18 protein-coding genes and 1 riboswitch are annotated in these 24321 nt (G+C 45.2%); of the genes, 5 read left to right on the forward strand and 13 right to left on the reverse strand.

Going from position 1 to position 24321, the window contains the following annotated elements:
- Positions 1–20: 20 nt before the first annotated feature.
- The 3 genes from PAHA3_RS11520 to PAHA3_RS11530 all read right to left on the reverse strand — a co-directional run bounded on the left by PAHA3_RS11520 (position 21) and on the right by PAHA3_RS11530 (position 3257).
- Entirely contained in the window at positions 21–695 is a 675-nt protein-coding gene (locus PAHA3_RS11520) for a 3D domain-containing protein (protein WP_062834860.1), read from the reverse strand.
- 2 nt (positions 696–697) lie between these two features.
- A riboswitch (cyclic di-AMP (ydaO/yuaA leader) is annotated at positions 698–893 on the reverse strand.
- A gap of 218 nt (positions 894–1111) precedes the next feature.
- Positions 1112–1834 carry an amino acid ABC transporter ATP-binding protein gene (locus tag PAHA3_RS11525; protein WP_017688094.1) on the reverse strand — a complete coding sequence of 241 codons (723 nt, stop codon included), beginning with the start codon at positions 1832–1834 and terminating at the stop codon, positions 1112–1114.
- The gene (locus tag PAHA3_RS11530; RefSeq protein WP_062836077.1) at positions 1821–3257 is read right to left on the reverse strand and encodes an ABC transporter substrate-binding protein/permease; all 1437 of its coding nucleotides are present in this window, start codon (positions 3255–3257) and stop codon (positions 1821–1823) included. The genes PAHA3_RS11525 and PAHA3_RS11530 overlap by 14 nt, the downstream gene beginning before the upstream one ends.
- Positions 3258–3467: 210 nt before the next feature.
- Here PAHA3_RS11530 and PAHA3_RS11535 point away from each other — a divergent pair, with 210 nt between their 5' ends.
- Together PAHA3_RS11535 and PAHA3_RS11540 are read left to right on the forward strand one after the other, a co-directional pair.
- The gene (locus PAHA3_RS11535; RefSeq protein ID WP_062834861.1) at positions 3468–4643 is read left to right on the forward strand and encodes a M20 family metallopeptidase; all 1176 of its coding nucleotides are present in this window, start codon (positions 3468–3470) and stop codon (positions 4641–4643) included.
- 419 nt (positions 4644–5062) lie between these two features.
- Entirely contained in the window at positions 5063–6844 is a 1782-nt protein-coding gene (locus PAHA3_RS11540) for an alpha-glycosidase (RefSeq protein ID WP_062834862.1), read from the forward strand.
- A 131-nt stretch (positions 6845–6975) separates the two neighbouring features.
- Here the strand turns inward: PAHA3_RS11540 and glgA are convergent, their stop codons facing one another.
- A complete protein-coding gene (gene glgA, locus PAHA3_RS11545) occupies positions 6976–8418 on the reverse strand; it encodes a glycogen synthase GlgA (RefSeq protein WP_062834863.1) in 1443 nt (480 codons plus the stop codon).
- The gene (gene glgB / locus PAHA3_RS11550) at positions 8415–10421 is read right to left on the reverse strand and encodes a 1,4-alpha-glucan branching protein GlgB (protein ID WP_062834864.1); all 2007 of its coding nucleotides are present in this window, start codon (positions 10419–10421) and stop codon (positions 8415–8417) included. Before glgB ends, glgA begins: the two co-directional genes overlap by 4 nt.
- A 193-nt stretch (positions 10422–10614) precedes the next feature.
- Here glgB and PAHA3_RS11555 point away from each other — a divergent pair, with 193 nt between their 5' ends.
- A complete protein-coding gene (locus tag PAHA3_RS11555) occupies positions 10615–11841 on the forward strand; it encodes a glucose-1-phosphate adenylyltransferase (protein ID WP_062834865.1) in 1227 nt (408 codons plus the stop codon).
- A 136-nt stretch (positions 11842–11977) separates the two neighbouring features.
- On the opposite strand, the gene PAHA3_RS11560 is transcribed toward PAHA3_RS11555, so the two are convergent.
- The 5 genes from PAHA3_RS11560 to PAHA3_RS11580 all read right to left on the reverse strand — a co-directional run bounded on the left by PAHA3_RS11560 (position 11978) and on the right by PAHA3_RS11580 (position 17509).
- Positions 11978–13480: a sensor histidine kinase gene (locus PAHA3_RS11560; protein ID WP_062834866.1), complete on the reverse strand. Its 1503-nt coding sequence runs from the start codon at positions 13478–13480 to the stop codon at positions 11978–11980.
- Positions 13477–14175 carry a response regulator transcription factor gene (locus PAHA3_RS11565; RefSeq protein WP_017688086.1) on the reverse strand — a complete coding sequence of 233 codons (699 nt, stop codon included), beginning with the start codon at positions 14173–14175 and terminating at the stop codon, positions 13477–13479. The genes PAHA3_RS11560 and PAHA3_RS11565 overlap by 4 nt, the downstream gene beginning before the upstream one ends.
- Positions 14168–15496: a hypothetical protein gene (locus tag PAHA3_RS11570; RefSeq protein WP_167350879.1), complete on the reverse strand. Its 1329-nt coding sequence runs from the start codon at positions 15494–15496 to the stop codon at positions 14168–14170. Before PAHA3_RS11570 ends, PAHA3_RS11565 begins: the two co-directional genes overlap by 8 nt.
- Before the next feature lie 13 nt (positions 15497–15509).
- Positions 15510–16235: a phosphonate ABC transporter ATP-binding protein gene (locus PAHA3_RS11575; RefSeq protein ID WP_062834868.1), complete on the reverse strand. Its 726-nt coding sequence runs from the start codon at positions 16233–16235 to the stop codon at positions 15510–15512.
- Positions 16236–16318: 83 nt separating this feature from the next.
- Positions 16319–17509: an MFS transporter gene (locus PAHA3_RS11580; RefSeq protein WP_062834869.1), complete on the reverse strand. Its 1191-nt coding sequence runs from the start codon at positions 17507–17509 to the stop codon at positions 16319–16321.
- Positions 17510–17717: 208 nt separating this feature from the next.
- On the opposite strand from PAHA3_RS11580, the gene PAHA3_RS11585 reads away from it, so the two are divergent.
- Both PAHA3_RS11585 and PAHA3_RS11590 read left to right on the forward strand, forming a co-directional pair.
- Positions 17718–18638: an ArsR/SmtB family transcription factor gene (locus tag PAHA3_RS11585; protein ID WP_062834870.1), complete on the forward strand. Its 921-nt coding sequence runs from the start codon at positions 17718–17720 to the stop codon at positions 18636–18638.
- A gap of 49 nt (positions 18639–18687) precedes the next feature.
- Positions 18688–19452 carry an HAD family hydrolase gene (locus PAHA3_RS11590; protein WP_062834871.1) on the forward strand — a complete coding sequence of 255 codons (765 nt, stop codon included), beginning with the start codon at positions 18688–18690 and terminating at the stop codon, positions 19450–19452.
- A gap of 35 nt (positions 19453–19487) precedes the next feature.
- Here PAHA3_RS11590 and PAHA3_RS11595 read toward each other — a convergent pair whose 3' ends face one another.
- The 3 genes from PAHA3_RS11595 to PAHA3_RS11605 form a co-directional block, all read right to left on the reverse strand.
- Positions 19488–21827: a type IA DNA topoisomerase gene (locus PAHA3_RS11595; RefSeq protein WP_062834872.1), complete on the reverse strand. Its 2340-nt coding sequence runs from the start codon at positions 21825–21827 to the stop codon at positions 19488–19490.
- Positions 21828–21952: 125 nt separating this feature from the next.
- Positions 21953–22444: a ferric iron uptake transcriptional regulator gene (gene fur / locus PAHA3_RS11600; protein WP_036613667.1), complete on the reverse strand. Its 492-nt coding sequence runs from the start codon at positions 22442–22444 to the stop codon at positions 21953–21955.
- Positions 22445–22718: 274 nt separating this feature from the next.
- Complete coding sequence (locus PAHA3_RS11605; protein ID WP_062834873.1) at positions 22719–24206, reverse strand: glutamate synthase subunit beta; 1488 nt, start codon at positions 24204–24206, stop codon at positions 22719–22721.
- Between the last annotated feature and the right edge of the window lie 115 nt (positions 24207–24321).

The raw sequence follows: 24321 nt of genomic DNA on the forward strand, positions 1-24321 counted from the left end.
TTATTAAATGTAATTACTTTCTACTTCAGAATATACAGCTCGATATCCTGGAAACCAAATGTGCTTACGGACTGCTTGCTACCAGGGATAAAGATATCAATCCGGTGACCCTTGATTGCACCGCCCACATCACGTGCTGTAGCTACAAAAGCCTGTTTTGGCAATCCCGGATGGCTGTGACCGGTTACCAGTACTTTGGTTCCGAGTGGAATCACACTTGGATCAACTGCGATCGTGCCCAGTTCAAGATCATTACCGAAGTAATCCACAGCACCCCATCCTCCATTTTCGGACGGATCTGCAGAGTATGCCGTTGCTTTCACATTCACTGCTTTACTGTAATCGAACGTTTTTCCCCAGGCTTGAACAACTTTGTTATCTGCATTAACGTCCAAGCTTGCTGTAGTAACAGTCTTCGCTTGAGTCTTGCTCTCCGTAGCCGCAGCAGCTGCTACATTGTTTGCCTTACCGGGAATCGTAATTTTCAAACCACCATAAATATTGTAAGGCGAAATGTCGTTATTTGCTTTTACCAACGTGTTGAGTGCTACTCCATACTGTTTCGATAAGGTGTAGAAGGTATCCCCTTCTTTGGCCACATGAACTGAATCTGCGTGAGCCGGAACGGCTTGAATAAGCATTGCTGTTGTCAATAATGCTACTGCTGTTTTGGCTATACGTTTCTTGTTAATCATGGTCTTCCTCCCTCATTATGCCTGCGAAGTTAGTTGTCGGATTCGGATGAGGAGCCACCCTATAGGTTCTTCGTTACATGTGAAACGTTATGTACCCCTAATTCACCCCAAGCAGTGTGCCGTAGATCTTCCCCCTGCACGATCTGCATCGTTACATCCCCCGCACTCCCTGTCCGGAAGTTTCGGCAGAGTTCAATATATCACAATTTTGTAACCTGAACTTGTAGTAATTCTTACCAAAAGGTTTTGAACATGTCATCAACTGTAAGAATATTGGATAATTCAGAATAGTTGGGCAACCCGATTTCTTTATATAAGGTAACAGAAAAGTTACTTTTCAAATCTATAAATGATTATTACGCACAAAAAAATAGCGTTACCGACTCGATGTCAGTAACGCTATTAAATCATTTCATTTAGAGTACTTTAGCAAGAAAATCACGTGTACGTGAATTTTTTGGTGCTCCAAACACCTCATCAGGTGTTCCTTCTTCTACAATGACCCCGCCATCCATGAACAGGATCCGATCTCCCACTTCACGTGCAAAACCCATCTCATGCGTCACGATGACCATCGTCATCCCACCTTCTGCAAGACGTTTCATGACATCCAGCACTTCACCGACCATCTCGGGGTCCAGTGCCGAAGTAGGCTCGTCAAACAGCATTACATGCGGTTGCATGGCCAATGCTCTTGCAATGGCGATCCGCTGCTTCTGTCCACCGGACAGCTGGTTCGGGAATGTATCTTTTTTATCGTACAAGCCCACTGTGTTTAGCAGATCAGCAGCGATTTTCTCCGCTTCCTGCGTGGATTGCTTCTTCACTTTAATCGGGGCAATCGTGATGTTTTGCTGTACCGTTTTGTGTGGGAACAGGTTGAAATGCTGGAACACCATACCCATCTTCTCACGAGTCGCATTGATGTTATGCTTCGGATCGGTGATTGACACGCCTTCAAAATCAATCTCACCCGAGGTAGGCTGTTCCAGCAGGTTCAGACAACGTAAGAACGTACTTTTACCCGAACCGGAAGGACCGATAACCACGACAACTTCACCTTTGCCAATCGTCACGTTAATGCCCTTAAGTACATCGTTATTTCCATAAGATTTGTGTAATTGTCTAACGTCTATCACTTGCACTCAACTTCCTTTCCAGTCGTCCCAGCAGCTTGGACAAAATGAACGTCATTACAAAGTAGATGGCTGCTGCAATCAAAAATGGACTCAAACCTTGGTACGTAATGTTTTTGACTACACTTGCCTGATACATAATATCCACCATACCGATAACGGAGATAATAGAGGATTCTTTGATAATAGTTATAAATTCATTACCGATCGCTGGTAATACAGCTTTGAAGGCTTGTGGCAATATAATGTAACGCATTGCTGCACCTCTGCCCATTCCGAGGGAACGCGCTGCCTCCAACTGACCACGATCCACACCTTGGATACCTGCACGGAAAATCTCCGCCAGATAGGCACCACTATTGATTGAAAGTGTAATGATACCTGCCTGAAGTGCAGTGAAGTTAATGCCAAAGCTCAGGGAAAAACCATAATAAATAATCATCAATTGTACCAGCATCGGTGTGCCACGGATCACTTCAACGTAAGCCGTACCGATCCAGCGCAAGATTGCAGCGTCATGTAGACGGAACAAACAGATGATCAATCCAATAATTACCCCGAAGATAACGCCAAGTGCAGACAACAGAAGTGTGTATCCTACACCTGTAGCATAGAAACTTTTGTACTCCCAGAATACTTGGAAAATATTTTGTGATTTGTTCACTTTATCCGCCATCAAGAGGCTGGCGTCCGTCACCATCTGATTGATTTTATCTTCACTTTTCAATCGTTCCAGTGTTCCATTTACTGCAGCTAGCAGCTCGGTATTTCCTTTACGAATCCCGATTGCCGCTTCTGCTTGCTCTTCGTCCGGAACAGCAGCAGCAAGTCCAATGATATCGTCCAAATAACCTGCAGCAACAGTATCTTCAACGATTGCCGCGTCAATGCGTTTTGTTTGCAGTTGAAGCACGATATCCGAGATTTTATCCAGCGCAGTAAGTTTCGCTCCTGGAATACTCTGTCCGATCGTTTCCTGAATGGAGCCTTTCTGAACGCCAATTTTCGCATTTTCAAGTTCTGCCATGGTTGGATATTTGTCTTTATCCGCATTGCGAACCATAATCACTTGTTTTGATTTATAATAGGTGTCGGAAAAATCGATACTTTTCTTCCGCTCATCCGTCGGCGTCATACCTGAAATTACCAGATCAACACGCCCGCTCTGCAATGAAGGCAGAAGACCGTCGAAGCCCATATCCTCAATCACAAGCTCAGCGCCAAGATCTTTGGCAATCTCTTTGGCGATCTCAATATCGAAACCGACGATTTCATCTTTGCCATTAATCACTTTATGGAATTCATATGGTGCAAAATCGGCACTTGTACCGAGCACCAGCTTTTTACTGCTTGAATTATCTGTAGTTCCACTTGCAAGTGCCACAGGAACGGCAGTCGTCAGCAGAACAACAAAGGTCAACAGCATCATGGTGTAACGACTTATCAATTTCAACCTTTTTCTCTCCCCTTACAATACATTGTATGCTTCTCATGTTGATGACTGAGTCATTATAAAGTACAATGCATGATTATGCAATGCATTTTGACATTACAAATCTTGACTTGTTTCTGAAAAAATGAAGCAAACGTGATATAATCAATGAATTATTTTCATTTTTGCATAAGGAGTTTACAAATGACATCTAACAAATCACAGATCCTGACGGTTATTGATCAATATGCTTCCCGTTTTAAAGCCATTTCATCATATATTGGCGCCAACCCCGAACTGGGAAATGAAGAGTATCTCGCTTCTGCCCGTTTGAAAGAAGAGCTGGTCTTCCACGGTTTCACGGTAGAGGCTCCCATTCTCGGACTGGACACAGCTTTTATCGGAACCTATTCGGCCGCCAAACCCGGCCCTACTATCGCATTACTGTGTGAGTATGACGCTTTGCCGGAGATTGGTCACGCCTGTGGTCACCATCTAATCTGCATGATGAGTCTTGGAGCTGCTGTTGGGCTGAAATCCATTCTGGATGAAGTAGGTGGAACCCTTAAAGTGTTCGGTACCCCCGCTGAAGAGACACGTGGTGCTAAAGTTCCGATGGCGGAAGCAGGTTTGTTCGATGACTGCGATGTCGCTCTCATGGCGCATCCGTATTATGCCTACGAAAAGTCCGGCAGCTCACTGGCTATTGATGCTGTTCAATTTGAATTCCATGGCCGCTCTTCACATGCTGCTGCAAGCCCGCACGAAGGCATTAATGCACTTGATGCTGTCATTCAAACATTCAACGGGATCAACGCATTCCGACAACAAGTGAAAAGCACCGTTCGTATTCATGGTGTGATTAACAACGGCGGTCAGGCGGCAAACATCATTCCTGACTACGCTTCAGCCCAATTTTATGTACGTGCAGCAACCCGAAAAGAACTGAATATCCTCACGGAGCGTGTAATTCAGATTGCTGAAGGATCTGCTCTACAGACAGGTTGCAAGCTGGTGACGTCCAACTATGAAACGTCCTATGACGAGATGGTCACCAATGAAGCATTCTCAGCTGCGTTTAGTCAAAATCTGATGGAACTCGGCATCCCGCAAGAAGAAATTGTGAGTGGTAACGATCATGGCTCCATGGACATCGGTAACGTTTCCCTAAAATGTCCTGCCATCCATCCCTACATCCGTGTTGTGGATGAGGTGCATACACTGCACTCCATAGCCTTCCGTGATCTTGCACTCCAAGAACGTGCGCTGGATGGCATGATTCTGGGAGCCAAGGCACTCGCTACAACAGCCTACGACGTTCTGAGTCAGCCAGAGCTGCTTCAATCCATCCGTACAGAGTTCGAGCAAGCTATTCGGTAAGACTCGCTTCAACATGCTATATAGGGTGCCTTGAACAAACTTGAAATCCAAGCTTGTTCAAGGCACCCTTTTCTTGATTTAGCAGTAAGTATATTCAGCAAGAAGCTGGAGATGCTGTGAAAGAAACCCTTGAAAATACTGAAAATAATACATTTTATTACAGGAATTGTGGTTCATTTGCTGGCTAACTTGGTTAATTATAACTATAAGTGCATGTTCAAAAAGACCGGTTTTCAGTACCGAGAAGATGGGATGAAGCTAGAAATGGAGTAGCGGAGCGTAGGGAAAACTACGTGAGCAACGGACATTTCGGCTGAATTCCATATTCGATGCCGATGATGCCGATAGGCATCCTTTGTAATCAAAAGTGGGCTTTTGAATAACCTCTATAACTTATCCTATATTCAGGAGGTGCTGTCATGCTACTAGAAGCCATGTATCATGTTCCTCGTGACAAGTGGGCCTATGCCTATGATTCGTCTACCATACATCTACGCGTTCGAACCAAGCGAAATGATGTTCAATACGTGACTGCACTGACCGGAGATAAGTACAATTGGAATGGAACTTACAAGGAAATTCAACTGGAGAAGGCTGCTGCCGATAGCATGTTTGATTATTGGGAGGTTGCGGTCAAACCCCAATTCAAACGTCTCACCTATATATTTCGGATAACCGCCGGTTCGGAAGATGTTTTCCTCGCGGATAACGGCATTCATTATGAGGCCCCTTATCCAACCGGAGGATACTATGAGTTCTCTTATATACATGAAATCGATGTGTTTAAGGTGCCCGAGTGGGCCAAAGAAGCCGTCTTTTATCAGATCATGACCGAACGGTTTGCCAATGGAGATCCCAAGCTGAATCCGCAAGGAACCCATGACTGGGGTGGCAAACCTGAGCTGGACAATTATTTTGGTGGAGATCTGCAAGGTGTGCTGGATCATCTGCATGACTTGACTGAACTTGGCGTGAACGCTATTTACTTTACCCCGTTATTCCAGGCCAATTCCTACCACAAATACGACACCATTGACTATAAAAAAGTCGACCCCCATTTCGGTGATAACGCCATGCTCAAACAAGTGACAGAAGAATGTCATCGCCTGGGTATCCGCGTCATGTTGGATGCGGTGTTTAACCACTGCAGCGAAGACTTCCCTCCTTTTCAAGATGTACTCAGACATGGAAAAAACTCAACGTATGCCGATTGGTTCCACATTAATGAATATCCGGTTCAGATCAAGGGCGGTATACCTACCTACGATACATTTGGTTTCTATGGCAACATGCCCAAGTTCAATACAGCCAACCCAGAGGTTAAGGCATATCTACTCGATGTGGCTGAGTATTGGATCAAGGAAATCAAGCTGGACGGCTGGCGGCTGGATGTAGCGAATGAAGTGGACAACCATTTCTGGCGTGATTTTCGCAAGGTTGTGAAGGCAGCCAATTCCGAAGCCTACATTGTTGGGGAGGTATGGAGCGATTCCTTGACCTGGCTTATGGGGGATCAATTTGATTCCGTCATGAATTATCCTTTTGCCGACAAAGTACTTCAGTTCTTCTGTGGATCAATGGATGGTTATCATTTTGCCAATGAGATGGGTTCATTGGTTATGCGATACCCACAACAAACGAATGAGGTCATCTTCAATATGCTGTGCAGCCATGATACCCCTCGCCTGCTCACCCGGTTAGGGGAAGACAAACGCCGATTAAAGTTATCGGTTGTATTTCTTTTCACCTATATCGGTACACCTTGTATCTTCTACGGCGACGAAGTTGGGATTAGCGGTGATGCTGACCCGGATTGTCGAAAATGCATGGAATGGGACCCGGCCAAACAAGACAGAGAACTTTATGATTTTTATCGTCTGATGATTGATTTACGCAAAAGCAATGAAGCACTGCGCAAAGGACGCTTCCGATTCCTCAAGGCTGATCACAATGACCCCTGTATTGTGTACGAGCGTGTGGATGACAACCTTCACTTTACCGTATGGATGAACAATACACCTCAAGATCGTACGCTCTCACATCCCATGGAAACGAAAGACTGGAAGGATGCATTAACTGAAGAGCCTGTATCCCCAACCGATGGATTAATGAATATTAAGCTCGACCCCTATGGGTACCGCATTTTGTACAGGCAGCTTGATCCGGCGACCATCCATTTTCACCATTCAGTCCAAGCATAATTATCGCTAAAGAAAAACACTTCTACCACTTTCAGATAAACGGAGCACGTTCATTCTGAAGTCTCGAAGTGTTTTTTGCGTAAAAGCCACAGCATCATATGCTGTGGCTCATTCACGACTGCATTGATTTATTAATTTATAGGTTCAAGTGTAATCCGGCGATAGATATCCATATATTCCTCAGCTGAGACGTTCCAGCTATATTCTCCGCCCATTGCATTCTTCACAATTTTCTTCCAGTGTTCTGGCTGTTTGTAGATTTCCTCCGCACGCCGAATGGTATTCATCATGTCATGTGCGTTAAAACTCGTGAATGAGAAGCCATTCCCTTCTCCTGTAAACTCGTTATAAGCCTGTACGGTATCATTCAGACCACCTGTTTCCCTTACGAGAGGCACACTGCCATAACGCAGAGCCAGTAGCTGACTAATACCACATGGCTCGAACCTGGATGGCATCAGGAAGATATCACTGCCTGCATAGAAACGGCGGGATAACCCATCGTTAAATTTAATCTGGGCAGACATTTTAAGCGGATAACGATTCGCAGCTTCACGGAACCAGTGTTCATACGCCTGCTCCCCTGTTCCCAGTACCGCAAATTGAATGTCATCATAGTACAACAATTCATCCAGGATGCGGCAGACCAGATCAAGCCCCTTGGAGTCCACGAGCCTTGTGACCATGACCATGAGAGGTACATCCGGTCGAACAGGAAGCCCAAGTTCTTTTTGCAGCTCAATTTTATTCTCCGTTTTCTTGGACAGACTTGTTCTGTATTTCACAGGGATTTTGGTGTCTGTCGCCGGGTTGTAGCTCTTGGTATCAATTCCGTTCACAATCCCGCTGAATCGATCTCCAAGAGAACTGAGCAGTCCGTCCAGGCCATATCCGTAATAAGACGTTTGCACTTCCTGTGCGTATGTTGGGCTCACCGTTGTCACATGGTCAGCATACACAATACCAGCTTTCAGGAAATTGACATTACCATAATATTCGGCTCCATCCACGGTGAAATATCGATCGTCCAATTCAAGGATTTCACTGAATAACTCATGCGGGAATACCCCTTGGTACAACAAGTTATGTATGGTGAACACCGTACGAATATCACTGTAGAATGGATCGTGTCTGTAATGGGCTTCAAGCACCAAAGGAATCATTCCTGCATGCCAGTCATGACTGTGCAGCACGTCAGGCTTGAACTCAATCTCTGGTAATACTTCAAGCACTGCACGGTTGAAGAAGGCGAAGCGCTCGCCATCATCCATATACCCGTACACCCCGTCACGCCCAAAATAATACTCATTATCCACAAAATAAACTGGAATTCCATCATGAACCAGCATTTCTATCCCACAATAAGGTCTGCGCCAGCCAAGGGGCACATCCGTTGTGATGACTGGCTGCAATGCGTCTTTATATTCATCGGGGATTCCCTTGTATTTAGGCATAATCACCCGCACATCTGCTCCGCTCTTCTTCAATGCGAACGGGAGAGCACCGATTACGTCAGCGAGGCCTCCTGTCTTGATAAATGGATGTACTTCAGCAGCAGCAAATAGAATATTCATGCCTTCGTCCTCCTCTTCGGTTTCAGCGTGTTGTTTTCATTCTTATTTTTCGTTTTTGAACTGACGGAAGTAATACTCGCAGGCGATTCATCCGTTTTCCGGCGCGTGTTCTTTTTTAGTATCACGATGCTCAGTGGAGGCAAAATCAATTCGAGACTATGCGGATGCCCATGAAAAGGAATCTTTTCGGTAGGCAGTTGCATATCATTAATTATGCCTGAACCGCCGTAAACGGAATGGTCACTGTTCAGAACTTCGGTATACATACCGGGACGCATGACACCAATCCGGTAACGCTCCCGCTTGACCGGCTGAAAGTTAATGAGCACAAGGAGTGTATCCGCAGGTTTTTTTCCTTTGCGTACATATGAAATGACACTCTGGTCCTGATCATCCGGAGTGATCCATTCATAACCGTCCAAGGAATGATCAAGCTCCCACAAAGCTTTTTCGCTCAAGTACAGGTTAGACAGCTCACGCTCAAACTTATGCAAATTGCGGTGACTGTCATAATCCAGCAAGAACCAATCCAGTTGATCCTCATCTTTCCATTCGATGAACTGGCCAAAGTCTCCCCCCATAAACAACAGCTTTTTTCCTGGGAAAGTCATAAAATAGCCCAGAAAAGCACGCATGCCGGCAAATTTCTGCTCATAGGTTCCTGGCATCTTGTCGAGGAGCGACTTTTTGCCATGAACAACCTCGTCATGAGACAGAGGTAGCACATAATTTTCAGCAAAGGAGTATACGACCGGGAAAGTCAGCAAATGATGTTTGGAAGGACGCTCATGAAAATCAGATTCCATGTAATCAAGCGTATCGTTCATCCAGCCCATGTTCCATTTGTAGTTGAAACCCAGACCACCCTCATCTACAGGTAACGTCACCATTGGCCATGCACTGGATTCTTCAGCCATCATCAATGCATAAGGGAAATACTTGAATACCGTCTCATTCAGCTGCTGCAAAAAGGCTACAGCTTCCTTGTTCTCAAGACCCCCTTCATCATTGGTACGGTATTGTCCTGGTTGCTTTTCAAAATCAAGCCGAAGCATACTCGTAACCGCATCAACACGCAGTCCGTCAAAATGATACATCTCCATCCAATACAATGCATTGGAGATCAGAAAGGAACGAATCTCAGGTTTCGAGTAATCAAAGCTGAGTGTACCCCAGCCTGGTTTCTCCGCTAACATCGGGTCTGCATACTCATATAAAGGTGTTCCATCGAACATACGCAACCCATGAGCATCTTTGGCAAAATGTGCAGGCACCCAATCCAGGAGTACGCCTATTCCAGCCTGATGCAGTGTATCCACAAGATACATCAGATCTTTTGGGTGCCCGTAACGGCTCGTTGGCGCGTAAAACCCTGTGTTCTGGTATCCCCACGAAAGGTCATAGGGATGCTCACTGAGAGGCATCATCTCAACATGTGTATATTTCATTTCTAATAAGTAAGGAACGAGCAAGTCCGCCATCTCGCGATAACTGTAGAGGCTACCATCTTCTTTGCGCTTCCAGGTTCCCATATGCATTTCGTAAATATGTAGAGGTTTGTTATACATGGCACGTTGTTTACGTCTCCAGGCTCCATCATTCCATTTGTAACCTTCGATTGAACTGGTGACAGAGGCTGTATGAGGTCGAACCTCCGCTTGAAACGCATAAGGGTCCGCTTTGAGCAATTCTGTTCCATCTTCCGTTAATATACGGAACTTGTATAAAGTTCCTTCACTGATTTCCGGAAAAAAACGACTCCAAAATCCTGATTCGGGTATCTTATATAAAGGTTCCTGTTCGCCTTTCCAATCATTACGGTCCAGAGCCAGTCCCACTTCTGCGGCATTTGGTGCCCATACGGTAAAGCGATACCCCTGATGGCCATCGCAAGTCTCAGGCTGTGCACCTAACATTCGATAACTGTGATGAAGGTTACCTTCATGAAATAAATAAATATGCTCCGGCAATATGTCCGGGTGTGCTAACGGTTGAATGGCCAAGAAATCACCTTCTTCTCAAGAAAATAGATATAACAGTAACCATTACCCCATTCTAGCCAAGTTGAAAAGAAAAATGCGGTGCATTAGAAAATGTTGTATTTTTTCTGAATTTTTACAGTAACAACAGTTTCATTTGCTCTACTTTGCGTTAATGATGTACTACATTGCACAATATTTTGGGAGGGAAACGATTATGTTTAATAAAGATTGCATCGCTATGCTGTTGGCGGGAGGAGAAGGGAAACGATTAGCCCCTTTAACCTCAAGTATCGCAAAACCCGCTGTACCGTTTGGCGGGCACTACCGAATCATCGATTTTCCTCTCAGTAACTGCGTTAACTCAGGGATCGACACTGTAGGTGTACTAACGCAGTATCAAGCGGAATCATTACATGATCATATCGGTGGAGGAGAACCATGGGGACATGGTCAGTCAAGTGAGGCAGGAATCTCCTTGCTTCCATCTTATCATACAGGAAATGACGAATACTTGGGAACGGCGGATGCTATTTATAAAAATATTGACTATATTGACCAACAAAACCCCGAAAATGTTCTAATTTTGTCGGGTGACCATATTTATCATATGAATTATCGCGAAATGTTGGAGGCTCATCAAGCCAATAATGCCGCAGCAACGATCTCGGTGATGGAAGTTCCATGGGATGAAGCACATCGCTTTGGGATCATGGCTGCGGATGCTGATCTGCGTGTAACCGAGTTTGCCGAGAAACCGGCAGAACCAAAAAGTAATCTGGCTTCAATGGGTATCTACATGTTCAAATGGGAGTATCTGAAACGCCATCTCTTGGAAGATGCTGCTAACCCTGAATCCAGCCATGACTTCGGTAAAGATGTGATTCCTCAGATGTTGAACGAGAACAATCCCCTCTTTGTCTATAACTTTAATGGTTATTGGAAAGATGTAGGCACGGTTAAGAGCCTTTGGGATGCACATATGGATCTGTTGCACAACGATGAAAACTGGAGTCTTCAAAAAGAAAACTGGCCAATGTTTACTCGCGACTGGCGTTCCAAGCCAAGTGCCTACAAGGCAAGACATACGAAGATTGATCATGTGACTTCCATGATTCATGACTCTTGTGCCATTGAAGGTCATGCCGAACGTTCTGTGATCTTCTGCGGTGCTGAAGTGGGTAAAGGCTCTGAGGTTATAGACAGTGTCGTTATGCCTAACGCACGCGTAGGCCGTGGCGTTCACATCGAACGCGCCATCATTGGCGAAGGTGCAATTATCAAAGACGGTGCAATTGTGAAGGGTACGGCGGATGAAATTGTTGTCGTTGGGCCTAACGAGATTGTCTCTGCCAAGCCGGCTGTCCGCACACAACCTGTTCGTATCTTGAAAGAAGTATATGAAAAAAGTGGGCGCCTGCGTGCCGGTGAACTTTCTTCATAAATAAACATAACACACAAAAAAGGTGAGCCTTGGATGGCTCACCTTTTTTGTGTGGATTTTGTAAAAACCTTTTACAACCGAATCCATTTCATAAGTCACTAGAAATGGATTTAGGTAATATGAAATGCATTCAATCTTAAGAATTTTTTAGATCATCTAATTTTACATCGCTTGCTTTTCGCTCTTCTGTAACTTCAGCATCACCAGACTGTGTGACAGATTCCTCTGTCCCCATCTCCTCAGCCACTGCGGGTAACGTAACCGTAACGGTTGTCCCCGATCCGAGTTCACTCTGCATCGTAATGGTTCCCTCATGCAGTTCCACCAGTTCCTGCGTAATCGCAAGTCCCAGTCCCGTTCCCCCATTTTGATGATTGACCTGGAAGAAGCGGTCCCGCACTTTAATGAGGTGTTCCTCACTGATTCCGATGCCTGTGTCCTGAACAGCTGCAATAATCTGACCATTCTCCTCTTTGACAGACAAGAAGATCCAGGAATTTTCATGTGAAAATTTGATTGCATTATCCACAACGTTCAGGAAGACTTGTTTTAGTCTGTTGCCGTCTCCATGGACATTATAAGCACGAGTCTCATCCGTTTCCAACTTAAGATGAACCTGTTTTTGTTCCGCTTTGGCCCAGACATTCAACATCGTTTCCTGTACAATTTCACGAATGTTGACGGTTCCTTTGACCAGCTTCATCTGGTTCTGCTGCAATTTCGAGAAATCCAGCATCTCTTCAACAAGTCCAATCAGTCGTTCGGTTTCCTTGGAAATGATACCCATCCCAATTCGGGTTTCTTCCGGATCATAACCGCCTGAGTCCAGTGTCTCACTCCAGCCCTTAATACTGGTCAGGGGTGTTCTTAATTCATGTGAGATCGAAGAGATAAAATCATCCTTGATCTGATTACTGCGCACAATTTCATGTGCCATGAAGTTAAGCGTCGATGCCAGTTCGCCCAGTTCGTGCTTATAGTTTCCTTTAACCCGGACATCGAGCCGTCCCCTGGCCATTTGAGCGGATACTGCAGTGATGTTATTGATTGGACGCACAATGGAATTCGCCATACCAATACTGATAATTAAGACAATCGCAAGCACGGCAACACCGACCGCAGCGGCTAGCAATCCCATATTTAGCAGCTTGGAGTTTACATCCTCGAGTGATGTCAGATATCGAATTACATAAGTATTTTCGCCGCCCAGATCAAACTTGTGTGAAACGGCCATGACGGATTCTCCAGTACCTGGTTGTCTTCCAATCCAGCGTCCCATATCCCCGTTCAAAGCCTGCATAATATCACTGGTTTGCAACACAGCACGGTCAGATTCAAAAGCAGTCGAACTCGCCAATACGCGCCCGTTCAGATCCAAAATTTCCAATTCAGTATTGGACAATGCCAAATTCACAATCAGTCTGGACAGGTTATTTCCGTCCTCCGTGTTATTCTCACGAGCGATTGGCTCGAAAAAGTCCTTTGAATTGGAGATATGGGTACTAATCGTATTGTAGATACTTTCATAATAATACCTTTGTACTGCCAACATAAATACGAATTCGACCAACAGCAGAGCAAGAAAAACTACAAAGAAATAGTGTAGTACGATCTGCCGTGTAATGCCTTTTTTAATCATTGCTCCCGGCCCTTCCATTTGTACCCGTGACCCCATACAGTCTGCAGGTATTCGGGCTCGGAAGGATTGTTCTCAATTTTTTGACGGAGACGACGAATGTTCACATCCACAATTTTGGGATCACCCATGTACTCTTTGCCCCATACGTGATCTAACAACACATCGCGGCTGAGCGGTGTATTTTCTTTTTCCAGGAAAAACTGAATCAAGGAAAACTCCGTTGGAGTTAACTCAATGGCTTCATTCTGTTTTTTGAACTGTTTTGAGATCAGATCCAGTGAAAATGGTCCGGACTGGAACGTAACCTTAGCCGCAGTTTCCCGGTGCACGTTCACACGACGTAACAAAGACTGAATACGCGCAATCAGCTCTGTTGGGCTGAAAGGCTTGCTTACGTGATCATCTGCACCAACGGAGAGTGCGTATACTTTATCCTGTTCCTGCACTTTGGCAGTCAAGAAGATGATACCAAGACGTTCATTGGTTTCACGTATGCGTCGACAGACCTCAAAACCATCAATACCTGGTACCATGACATCCAGCAGAGCCAGATCAATATCCGGTACCGTTTGCAGTATGCGAAGCGCTTCATGGCCGTCACCCGCTTCAAGCACTTCGAATCCGTTTCTCTTTAGATTAATCACTATAAAACTGCGGATGGATTCTTCATCCTCAAGAATAAGTACTTTACTCATTAAGTTCTCCCTTTCTATTCAGCTGAGAAGTATTACTCAGTGCATCTTTACCCGCCTCTGATTGTGCTACTCGTGAAGCAATAACCCGATCTTTGGTGCGCGTAATTTCCTTCCAGCTTTTACCCTTCTCTTGTTCCCACTTGGAAAGGGTGAAATATTTGATCTCTGCCACGGTTTCGTCCGTATCAATCATTTTAAATCGAATATATTTTTCCTTTTCCGATTTGGTATCAATAGTGATTTTACCGTACCACTCTGGCTTGAGGTTTAGATGAAATAAATCAGCATCATCCCGGAATTGGAATGAGACAAATTTCTTGCCGTCTTTGCCATCCCATTGATAATAGGTATAGAACCACAACCGAGAGTCAAAAACGTAATGCTCCCAGCCCTTTGGAGTCTCTTTGAGTCCAAACTCAATAATACCATCATTATCAACATCACCGCTTAAAATTTTGTCATCTCTATACGTTTGATCTGGTGATTTGAAAGCATTGACTAACTTGTTATCCTTAACATACATAATTTGTGAGAAGGAACTCCGATCATCAAGCTCTGCATCCAGTACAATGCCCATTTGTCCTTCTGCGATCTCTCCGCCTAGAGCATTATAAACTTCTTTAACGGTATAATCGGTCTGTACCCGATCAACTTCCTTAAAGCTTCCATCTTCGTACTGGTATAAAGCAATCGTTGCAAAACCGCTGTTGTTCAGCGATATGATAACAAAATCACTTTTGCCATCCCCACTCAAATCCAGCGTATTTCCCTGTGCATCATCGATGATATATTGATTATACGGAACTCCACCTAGAACCTGTTCGAGTGCCCCGCCCTTATATGAATAGGCAGTCAGGGCCTTCTGCTCCTGTAGACTTACCCCAAGAATAATATCCGGATTCCCGTCATTTGTAATATCCAATACTTTAAAGGATTGCAGCTCATTTCCCGGCACATCAAATGTAAGCTTTTTAACCCATGTGCCCCCCTGCTCTTCCAAAATCATGCCATGGATTCGCACATTCTCATTCGGCGTCTCGTAAAAAACAATCGCTTCCCGAGTCCCATCCCCATTCAGGTCTTCCACTCGAATCATACTGGTATTATTCATGTCCTTAGGACGAATCAACGTGCTCTCTGGCGGCAGTTTAACCTGAACCACGTTGTACAGTTTTTCCTTATCTGTGGACATCATTGGTTTTCTCATCAAACCCTTGGGGTCACTTATGACTGTACATCCGCTTAGAACAGAACCAAGCATAATCGCCATCGTTCCTGCTGCAATGAAGCGTCCCCACCGTGAATTAAACAATCTCATCACTCTTTTCAATAGTTTAAATCTGGTTTTTTTCTTGCTGTGTCAGTCTGCGTCCACGAATATCAAAAGCAATCTTGCCGTCTGCCAATCCCCAGATCCGTGTGGCATGTTTCTCAGCAAGTTCAATAGGCAGTACTGCAATAACTGTTGCACGTTCTTCTTCACATAATTTGCGCAGTGTTTCCAGCACGGAATCTGCTGTGTGAGGGTCAAGACCAATCACAGGTTCATCGGCCAGAACCACTTTGGCACCATGAGCAAGCGCTCTTGCAATGGCAACACGTTGCTTCTCACCACCACTCAGCTTCTCAGCAATCTGATGTGCTTTATCGAGTAATCCCAAGTTTTCGAGATAATCCATCGCACCCATATAATCATCAGAACGTACCATACCGGTTACCATTCTCCATACAGGAGTCTGACCCGATCGTCCGATTAATACATTTTTAAGAGCCGTACGTCTAGGAAATAATTCTGGATTTTGTTCCAAGTATGCCCATTCCCGTTTGATTTTCCGTTTTCCGGACCAGCCTTCTTTCAAAATCTCGGCACCATCCACCGTAAACCTGCCGGAATCCCATTTCTCCATCATGGCCAAACATTTGAGCAACATGCTTTTCCCACTACCGCTTGAGCCAACTACAGCAATCATCTCACCTTGTTGCATATCAAATCGAATATCCCGTAGAACGGGAACGCGGTCCACGCCAACGGATTTACTCAAGTTCTCTACTCTGATCATCGCGATGTCTCCTCTTGTCCATGTTTTTCCCTACCACTAGTGTACTCGGAAATGGACATCAATTTCCATGCGAACACCAGCTTCTATTTTAACACAGATTCGAACTCAGGTTTACGACGAAATAATATGCCTGCCGCTCCGAAAAGAAGGTACATGATTCCCAGCAACGTGAACATGCTTCCGGGTGAAATCCAGTTGATCATCTGACCACCCAGATTCGGTCCAATAATGCTTCCAATCGTGAAATGAAAGGACGCCACGACGTTGGCTGCAGGCAGCAACACTTTAGGCAGGATATCTGCGGCATAGGCAAGGCCCAGTGAGAAAAATGAACCGACCAGGCCACCTGCGATCGTCAACAATACAAGTGTCCACCAAAAATGCGTACCTGCGACTGGAACCAACATGAAGATAATTCCCCCGCTGATGCCCGCAAACATTAATACTTTCTTTCGCCCATATCGGTCACTCAACATACCCAGAGGCAATTGAAGGAACAAACCTCCAATTCCGATAAAAGGAAGCAACGAGGAAATCTGATTGGTGTCGAATCCAATACGCAAGCCGTATACGGGGAAGTTACTATTCATACCGGCCTCCATATATCCATATAAAAGTGCCGGTAACAGGGCATACCAAGCCCATGCCAGACTCCGACGGAAGCGGCGTTCGGGCAGTTGGCCATGTTCTGCTTTTTCCGGCTTCGTATCCGGAAGCTTCATTAATACCAGTAAAAGAACTGCGGCAATACATACGAATAACACCCAGAAAGGCACAGCATCGCCGAATCCAAGCAATTTGATGCCCAGTGGACCAATGCTGAATCCCAGACCATAAGACATGCCATATAGCGATATGTAGCGTCCACGCTTTTCAGGTGTAGTGACAAGTAGCACCCAGAGCTGAGCCGCATAATGAAGTGCGCTGTCTCCTATTCCAACGACCAGACGCAAAATGAACCATATTTTAATATCTGGTAAGTACGGAAACAATATTAAAGGGACCATGACCAATATCAGGCCACCTACAATCAGCTTTTTGAACCCAAGTGCTCCCAATAGTCGCTCCGCAACTAGAGTCATGGCAAAAGAGCCAATGTACAGCGCGGCGGCGTTTAATCCGTTTAAACCTGGTGAAACCCCTTTTTGCTCCAAAAAAATCGAAAGCACAGGTAGCAGAAGCCCCTGGCTAATTCCCGCTACCACAATAACCGTAATCAAAATAAGATAATTGGCTGTCGAGTGTGATAGTTTGGGACGAGTAATCGATGACACGAATTCATTCCTCCTGCGAGCACACAAAGAAAAATCGCCATCGCTGACGACTTTCGTATGGTATACATATGGTTTTAAACTGCTATTCATGGATCGGGGCTTTGCCCCGGACTTGAACATTATAGTGGACAACGCCCTGCAAAACAAGCCATAATAGTACTTAAGTCGCTGCGTACATTTAGATGTGACGGGAGGATTCTGCAACATTATGGCTTATCATGTTAAAATTGATGTTTCACCGATATATGAAATGCTCAACAGCTTTCTAGTTTATGTCACGAAAAAATGGATTCAGCATCTGGATATTGGTCCTGAATGGATTCTGGAAGTGGAAGGCAAACTAAGTTCCAATGTTCGAGCTGCGCTCGCACCTGCTGCCACTTGGCCTTTTGATGATTTTGATGTCTTGTTTGCATGGGCAGCCTATCAAAATAATACATCGGAAAATCGTGATTTTCTGAACATGCTTGCCGGAATGACAGCGGAAGACCTGTATGCACGGGTCTCTCCCCTTTTGCCCGCTCTTACAATAGAAGAATCTACGCGCATTCGGAACAGTTATGTCCCATTATTGCGACTATGGGATGAACACTACTGTCAGAATATGAGCGAAGATCAGCGTGTTTGGCTGGAAGAAGATGCCGAAGAAAAACGCATTTTGTTTGATAAAATGGGCCCAGAACTGCTTATTGAATATGCTACAGCCGGCGTTCTTGTTGAACCGATGCCTGGACTGAACGAAGTCATCCTCTTCCCAACGGTGCACAATCGTCCTATTAATATGTACTGCTTCTATGAGGGTATGATGATCATGCAGTATCCTGTAGATGCACCTGAAGAGAATGAAGACCAGCCGCCAACATGCCTTTTACGTTTCACCCATGCGCTGGCTGATCCCGAAAGACTTCGCCTGCTTCGTTACGTATCGGATGAACCCAAATCCCTCGCTGAGATGTGTGAAGCATTGGGTAAAGACGAAGACACGGTCAAAGACCAAGTGATGGCGCTTCGTATCGCAGGCCTGCTACGCACTCATCTGCTCGGAAGTAACCGTAAAGAGAAATACAGTATTCGGCCAGATGGCGTATCTGAATTGAATATGTTCCTGGAATCCTATATTCGCATATAATTTAGTTGAACCATTGTGGAGTTGCTGGCTACAAGGAGTGAGTTAGAACATGAAAATAATGAAACAACATATTTTGTTTGACCTTGATGATACACTCGTATATTGCAACAAGTATTTCAACCTGATTTTGGGGGAATTCTTCGAAAATATGCAGGAGTGGTTTGATGGACATTCTCTGACAACGCAAGAGATCCGCGAAAAACAGCTGGAGATCGATGTCACAGGAGTGAACAAACTTGGCTTTGCAAGTCATCATTTCCCGCAATCCCTGATTGATACCTATCGTTATTTTTCCGGCAAGTTCGCAAGGTTAACCTCTCCCAGAGAAGAGTTCTATCTGAGCAAGTTGGGCATGAGTGTGTACGATCAGGAGGTTGAACCCTACCCTCATATGGTTGAAACGCTTGAGAACCTCAAAGGTGCTGGACATTCCCTCTACTTATATACGGGCGGCGAAACCGTGATTCAACAGCGCAAGATTGATCAGATGAAACTCTCGGCTTATTTTGATGATCGGATCTATATCCGCCAACACAAAAACATCGAGGCACTAGAAGGCATTTTGTCTAACGGTCCATTTGATCGCCGTGCAACATGGATGATTGGCAACTCATTACGGACAGATATTATGCCTGCCGTAAAAGCCGGAATTCACAGCATATATATCAAACAGCCAAATGAATGGCAGTACAACATCGTAGAACTTCAACCTAATCCGGAAACGTCGATGTATACCATCACTGCACTGGAAGAGGTTCCGAAAGTTATACATGAAAATATACAACAGCAGCAACAGAAAAGGACCCTTGGTTAAGGGTCCTTTTGCTGTATGTTAACTGTTAGCTAAGATCAAGCATCCTGCTTCTCACCAGATAATTTGCCTGTTACTACGTCCTGCAAAATAATACGTGCTTTCACAGTACTCCCGTCTTTTCGTTTGAAAGACAGTACTTGGGTACTCCCCTTCTCAATCAGCGATTTTAACATCGTACTGGTGATTTTCTTGCCCGCATACTCTTTCCAGACCACAAATGAGCAGCCTTCCTTGAAACGTGAGCATCCATAGCCTTTCTTGCCCTCTATAATCTGGCCTGTACAGCCTGGAGAAGGACAAGGTGCAAGTAACTCTCTCACTCCGGATGCGCTCGAAGTTGAAGATGGCGCCTTGGTGGTCGTGCTTTTCCCACTACCAGCTCTGGAAGAAGATGCCGAAGCCTGGCGGGACGTTTTAACAGCTGAACCGCCACTAACTGTCTTGGCAGATGTCCTCGTATTACCGGCTTGGGTTCTGGCTCCTTTGCCTTTCCCCCTGCCTGCACGCGAATCTTCTCCAAAAGCATCTGCTGGAGCTGGAGCTTGTACACGCACTTTCTCAATGATGGACAAGGTGAATTTCTTGACGTTCTCCATGAACTTGTCCTGACCCGCCTCACCTTTGGAAATCTGATATAATCTTCTTTCCCATTGCCCGGTCATCTCAGGTGAAGTTAACAGATCTACGCCCGCCCGGCGAATCAATTCAATCGCCGTTCTGCCTTTGAGCGTCAACTGCATTTTCTTCCCTTGCAGCGTAATATAACCTACGTTTTTAAGCCGTTCAATCGTAGCCGCTCGTGTGGCCGGAGTACCCAGACCACTATCTTTCATCGCATCTCGTAGCTCTTCATTCTCGATCTGCTTGCCTGCACTTTCCATCGCTTTCAGCAATGTTCCCTCGGTATAACTTTTGGGAGGTTGCGTCGCCTTCTCCTTGAACTCACTCTTTGTACATTGAACAGGCAAGTCAGGTTGTACAGCAAAAGCCTTGTCCGTCCACTCCTCGGCTTCCTCTTCTTCATTGCCGTTTTTCTTAGTCTTCTTCTTGCCTGAGCCACTCTGTTCCTGATCTCCAGAACCGAGAACGACTTTCCATCCGAGTGACAGCAGCTCTTTGACAGATGTCTTAAACTGATGTTTCTCCACTTCGGTGAGCACTGTATGTTGCTTATACTCCGCCGGAGGATAAAAGTGAGACAAGAAACGCCTTACAATCAAATCATAGATGTTCTGTTCATCCTTGGATAAGGTACCTGGTCGCTTTAATGTAGGTAAGATCGCATGGTGATCTTCAACCCTGCTCGGATTACATACCCCTTTATTATTCTTATGAACAAGCTCTGGCTTGGCCCCTTGCGCAAGCTCACTATAGGTACCATTTTTAAGCAGGTTTAGCGTTTTGTGCATACCTTCAATATTCTGTTCTGTAACATAGTTGGAGTTCGTCCGCGGATACGAAATCACCTTGTGTTTTTCATACAAGGCCTGCGCGATATCCAGTGTTTTTTTGGCACCGTATCCGAACTTGGCATTAGCCTCACGCTGTAAAAGGGTCAGGTCGTACAAACGATACGGATACTCCTTCGTCTGCTTCGCTTCGTATTTGGTAATCCGCCCTGTCTTGCCCTTCACACTGACTGCAATGGCCTCTGCTGCCTCGGCATCGGTCAGCTTATCGCCTTGACGCAGTCCCCGGTACTCGACACCTTCCTGCCGAAACCAGGCGGCCACTTCATAAAAGGTCTGCGACTGGAATGCTTCAATCTCGATTTCCCGATCATAAATTAGCGCCAGTACTGGCGTCTGCACACGGCCTACAGACAACAATGCATTATGACGGGTTGTAAACGCCCTTGAGGCATTCATGCCGATCAGCCAATCGGCTTCACTTCTGGCGCGAGCTGCATGGGTCAAATTTTCAAATTCAGAGGCATCCTTCAGACCATCAAAACCACGTCTAATGCTCTCTGCCGTCAAATCCGATATCCATAGACGCTTTACAGGCTGACGCAGCTTCAGTTGCTGTTGAATGAGGGCGAAGATGTACTGTCCTTCTCTCCCTGCATCGCAAGCATTAACGATCGCTGAAGCCCGTTTTGCCAGTTCTCCAATCATTTTGAGCTGATCTTTCGTTCTCGGATTGGGCACAATCTTGAACTGGTCAGGTATAATCGGCAGGTCCGCTATATTCCAACGCTTGTACTTCGTATCATAGGCATCCGGTTCAGCCAGTCCAAGCAAATGCCCAATCGCCCAAGTGATGATGTAATGCTCACCCTCCAGATACGTGCGATTGTTCTTGGCCTTTGGTTCTATGACGGCGGCAATGGTTCGACCCATGTCGGGTTTTTCCGCTATAACCAGTGTCTTCATCCGTCCATCTCTCCTCCTTCACCGTCCGCATGACGGCAAAAAGGGGCCTTCCGCCGACGGAAGCCCCTTGCTTCTGATACTCATTATATCAGATTTTGAATTCGGGAGCACCCTCCCGAGATGAATTATCCTGCTGCCTGTTCTTTCAGTACATGCTTTTGTCTGCATTCCTTGCACACACCCTGGAAATCCAAACGATGATCCGTAACAGCAAAGCCATACTGACGCTCAATTTGTTGTTCCAAACGTAGAAGACCATCTTCCATAATCTCTTCTACTTTGCCACATTCTGTACAGATCAAGTGATGATGATGATGGGAACCATCCGTACTCCGTAGATCGAAACGCGCAGCACCGTCGCCAAAGTTAATCTTCTCAACGACCTGAAGGTCACTCAGCAATTCGAGAGTTCGGTATACGGTAGCCAATCCAATCTCAGGGAACTGCTCTTTAACCAGCAGGAATACTTCCTCTGCGCTAAAATGATCCTTCTCATGTTCAAGCAATACACGTACAGTAACTTCCCGTTGTTGTGTTAACTTATATCCTTTTTCAACCAATTGATTTTTAATGTGAAAGATCTGTTCTGAAATGGACTTGTCCCGGTTACTTGCCATAGCAGGTCGCACCTCCGGTTTATATTCATTAGATTTTACTTTTATCGTACGGATTCATGGTTTCAGTTCATTCTTATTTATAATCATTATAATATAATAATAAATCTTTATCACTCAAAAAGCAATGCTATTGCTCACACTTACGTGAAATATGTAGTCTTTTCTATTTAAAAGACAACAAACAACCCCCGCTGAACGCGAGGGTTATCATTGAGATCTAATCTATACTTTTACTTGTTTAGTATTCATGTAAATTCGTTCTTGTTGTAGAACGTTACACCAGAACCGTAGCACCCATCAAGTATTTGTCCACTTCACGAGCAGCCTCACGGCCTTCATTAATCGCCCATACAACCAAGCTTTGACCACGACGCATGTCACCTGCTGCAAATACTTTATCCACATTCGTGTTGTATTTGCCATAACGTGCCTTAACGTTCGTACGACGATCTGTTGCAAGTCCCAGTTGCTCTACCAACGTTTGTTCCGGTCCATCAAATCCAATCGCAATCATGGCCATTTGAGCCGGGAATACACGCTCTGTACCTGGAATTGGCTGATAAATCTTGCGACCTGTCTCATCTACAATACGCTCGATTTGCACCGTATGCAATTCTTTGAGGTTACCCTCATCGTCTCCGACAAACTTGGTTGTCATGATTGAGAATTCACGTGGATCTTGACCAAATAATGCTTTGGCTTCCTCTTGTGCATAATCAAGTGTATACACGTTCGGGAATTGCGGCCAAGGGTTGTTAATGCGATCACGCTCCATCGGCGCTTGTGTATGCGTACCGAATTGTGTAACAGTGCGACAACCGTGACGCAGCGATGTAGCCACACAGTCAGATCCTGTATCTCCGCCACCAATGACGATAATGTCTTTTTCCTTAGCGGACAGATATTGGCCGTCTTCCAGATTGGAATCCAGATAGCTCTTAATACTGCCGTTCAGGAAATCCATGGCGTAATGAACGCCTTTCAAGTCGCTGCCTTCAATATTGAATTCACGTGGTTTAGTTGCACCACCGCACAATACAACAGCGTCATAATCATCTACCAGTTGTTGTGCTGCAATATCTTTACCGATCTCCGTGTTCGTGATAAATTGGATACCTTCTGCTTCAAGCAGATCAACACGACGTTGAACTACATTTTTATCCAATTTCATCGTCGGGATACCATACATCAACAATCCGCCGACACGGTCCGAACGCTCATACACTGTTACCAAGTGCCCTGCTTTATTCAACTGAGCCGCAGTGGCCAATCCCGCTGGACCAGAGCCTACGACAGCTACACGTTTACCCGTACGTTTTTCAGGAGGTTGGGGAACCACCCATCCTTCTTCGAAACCTTTTTCAATAATAGCTTCTTCAATGGTTTTGATGGTTACAGGCTGACCAATTAAGCCAACTGTACATGATCCTTCACAAGGAGCAGGACAGACGCGACCTGTAAATTCCGGGAAATTATTCGTTTTGTGAAGGCGCTCAAGAGCTTCTCTCCACAGTCCGCGATATACAAGATTATTCCATTCTGGAATCAGGTTATGCACGGGGCAACCTGACGTGCCGCCAATCATATCTATACCTGTATGGCAATACGGGGTACCACAATCCATGCATCGTGCACCTTGTGTTCTGAGTTCTTCTTCTGCCATATGTTTATGAAACTCTTCCCAATCCTTAATCCGCTCCGCTGGCTCTCGATCCGCTGGCAGTTGACGTTTGTATTCCATAAATCCAGTAGGTGTAGACATCTTACGTTTTCCCCCATCCGTTCTTGTCTTAATCCCTTCATGTGCATGGTTCTATATGAAATGGATTACTCATTACTTGAGTTTTTGTCTATTGTATCACAAAATCTTCTCGAAG

The organism is Paenibacillus amylolyticus, from assembly GCF_001570725.1.
Classification (GTDB): Bacteria; Bacillota; Bacilli; order Paenibacillales; family Paenibacillaceae; genus Paenibacillus; species Paenibacillus amylolyticus_A.